Source organism: Pseudomonas sp. PA-4-8C (genome assembly GCF_021606625.1).
Classification (GTDB): domain Bacteria; phylum Pseudomonadota; class Gammaproteobacteria; order Pseudomonadales; family Pseudomonadaceae; genus Aquipseudomonas; species Aquipseudomonas lactis.
Window position 1 is genome coordinate 1 of the sequence record NZ_WKCD01000443.1, and the last position, 2685, is coordinate 2685.

Here is a 2685-nt window from a genome sequence, read left to right on the forward strand (position 1 = left end):
GCTGAGCCAACTGGCCGCTCACCAGGTGTATGGCGAAGACGTCCCGGCGGCCGGAGTGATTGCCGGCATCGGCCGAGTGGAAGGCGTCGAATGCATGATCGTGGCCAACGATGCCACGGTCAAAGGCGGCTCCTATTACCCGCTGACCGTTAAAAAACACCTGCGCGCCCAGACCATCGCCGAGCAGAACCGCCTGCCGTGTATCTACCTGGTGGACTCCGGTGGTGCCAACCTGCCGCGCCAGGACGAGGTATTCCCCGACCGCGAGCACTTCGGGCGGATCTTCTTCAACCAGGCCAACATGAGCGCCCAGGGCATTCCCCAGATTGCCGTGGTGATGGGCTCGTGCACCGCCGGCGGCGCCTACGTGCCGGCCATGGCCGACGAAGCGATCATGGTGCGCCAGCAAGCCACCATCTTCCTAGCCGGCCCGCCGCTGGTGAAAGCCGCCACCGGTGAAGTGGTGAGCGCCGAAGACCTGGGCGGTGCCGATGTGCATTGCAAGATTTCCGGCGTGGCCGACCACTATGCCGACAGCGATGAACACGCCCTGGCCCTGGCGCGGCGCAGCGTGGCCAACCTCAATTGGCGCAAGCAAGGTGAGCTGCTGCAACGCCCGCCGGTGGCGCCGCTGTACAGCAGCGAAGAGTTGTACGGCGTGATCCCTGCGGATGCCAAGCAACCCTTTGATGTGCGCGAAGTCATCGCACGGCTGGTGGACGGCTCGGTGTTCGATGAGTTCAAGGCCCTGTTCGGCACGACCCTGGTGTGCGGCTTTGCGCACTTGCATGGCTACCCGATTGCGATCCTGGCCAACAACGGCATCCTGTTCGCCGAGGCCGCGCAAAAAGGCGCGCACTTTATCGAACTGGCCTGTCAGCGCGGAATTCCCCTGCTGTTCCTGCAAAACATCACTGGTTTCATGGTCGGCCAGAAGTACGAGGCCGGTGGCATTGCCAAGCATGGCGCTAAGCTGGTCACCGCCGTAGCGTGCGCCAAGGTGCCGAAATTCACCGTGATCATCGGCGGCAGCTTTGGTGCGGGTAACTATGGGATGTGTGGCCGCGCCTACGACCCGCGCTTTTTGTGGATGTGGCCCAACGCACGGATTGGCGTGATGGGGGCCGAACAGGCCGCCGGGGTACTGGTGCAGGTCAAGCGCGAACAGGCTGAGCGCGCCGGCAACGGTTTCAGTGCCGAGGAGGAAGCCGCGATCAAACAGCCGATTCTCGACCAGTATGAAACCCAGGGCCACCCCTACTACTCCAGCGCGCGCTTGTGGGATGACGGCGTGATCGACCCGCTGCAGACCCGCGACGTGCTGGCCCTGGCCTTGTCCGCCGCACTGAACGCCCCCATCGAGCCGAGCCGCTTTGGCGTGTTCCGCATGTAACCTGTAGGAGCGAGCTTGCTCGCGAAGAACCTCAGGGCAACGCGGTCATTCTCAAGCCCCGCGTTATCGTTGACGATCTTCGCGAGCAAGCTCGCTCCTACAGGAGGCCTCTCATTATCATGGAGCTCCTTGCATGAGCGACTTCAACACCCTCGAACTGATCACTGACCGCCGTGGCTTTGCCACGCTGTGGCTCAGCCGTGAAGCCAAGAACAACGCGTTCAACGCCCAGATGATCCGCGAGCTGATCCTGGCTCTTGACCGCGTACAAGGCGACCCGTCCCTGCGTTTCCTGGTACTGCGCGGGCGTGGCAAGCACTTCAGTGCCGGCGCCGACCTCGCCTGGATGCAGCAGTCGGCCGAGTTGGACTACCACACCAACCTGGACGACGCCCGGGAACTGGCGGAGCTGATGTACAACCTGTCCAAGCTGAAAATCCCCACGCTGGCGGTGGTGCAAGGCGCGGCCTACGGTGGCGCGCTGGGCCTGATCAGTTGCTGTGACATGGCCATCGGCGCCGATGATGCGCAGTTCTGCCTGTCGGAAGTGCGTATCGGCCTGGCACCGGCGGTGATCAGCCCGTTCGTGGTGCAGGCCATCGGCGAACGCGCGGCCCGTCGCTATGCCCTGACGGCCGAGCGGTTCGGCGGCCAGCGCGCACGGGAGATCGGCTTGCTGGCGGAAAGTTATCCCGCCGAGACTCTGGATCAACAGGTGGACCAGTGGGTCGCCAACCTGCTGCAAAACAGCCCGGCGGCCATGCGCGCCAGTAAAGATTTACTCCGTGAAGTGGGTAACGGTGCCCTCACCCCCGCACTGCGCCGCTATTGCGAAAACGCTATCGCACGCATCCGGGTAAGCGCCGAGGGCCAGGAAGGTTTGCGCGCCTTTCTGCAAAAACGTGCGCCGAGTTGGCAGACCCAGGAGCCGCGTTCATGAGCACACTCACCACCGTTCTGGTGGCCAACCGTGGCGAGATCGCCTGCCGGGTCATGCGTACCGCCAAGGCCATGGGGTTGACCACTGTGGCTGTGCACAGCGCCATCGACCGCGATGCCCGCCATAGCCGTGAAGCCGATATCCGCGTCGACCTGGGCGGCAGCAAAGCCACCGACAGTTACCTGCAAATCGACAAGCTGATTGCCGCCGCCCACGCCAGCGGCGCCCAGGCGATTCACCCCGGCTACGGCTTCCTCTCGGAGAATGCCGGCTTCGCCCGAGCCATCGAGGCGGCAGGCTTGATCTTCCTCGGCCCGCCGGCCTCGGCCATCGACGCCATGGGCAGCAAATC

3 protein-coding genes are annotated in these 2685 nt (G+C 64.1%); all 3 read left to right on the top strand.

Translation table 11 applies throughout. The features are described from left to right. A partial coding sequence (locus tag GIW04_RS29660) for a carboxyl transferase domain-containing protein (RefSeq protein ID WP_236479527.1) occupies positions 1-1393 on the top strand: 1393 nt, incomplete at its 5' end. A 133-nt stretch (positions 1394-1526) separates the two neighbouring features. Further along, positions 1527-2333 carry a gamma-carboxygeranoyl-CoA hydratase gene (locus GIW04_RS29665; protein WP_034133789.1) on the top strand — a complete coding sequence of 269 codons (807 nt, stop codon included), beginning with the start codon at positions 1527-1529 and terminating at the stop codon, positions 2331-2333. After that, positions 2330-2685, top strand: a 356-nt coding sequence (locus tag GIW04_RS29670; RefSeq protein ID WP_329607659.1) for a biotin carboxylase N-terminal domain-containing protein, incomplete at its 3' end; no start/stop codon positions are given. The genes GIW04_RS29665 and GIW04_RS29670, both read left to right, overlap by 4 nt.

Excerpts from the sequence above, each read along its gene's own strand:
- GIW04_RS29665 (WP_034133789.1), top strand. The coding sequence starts at position 1,527 with ATGAGCGACTTCAACACCCTCGAACTGATCACTGACCGCCGTGGCTTT.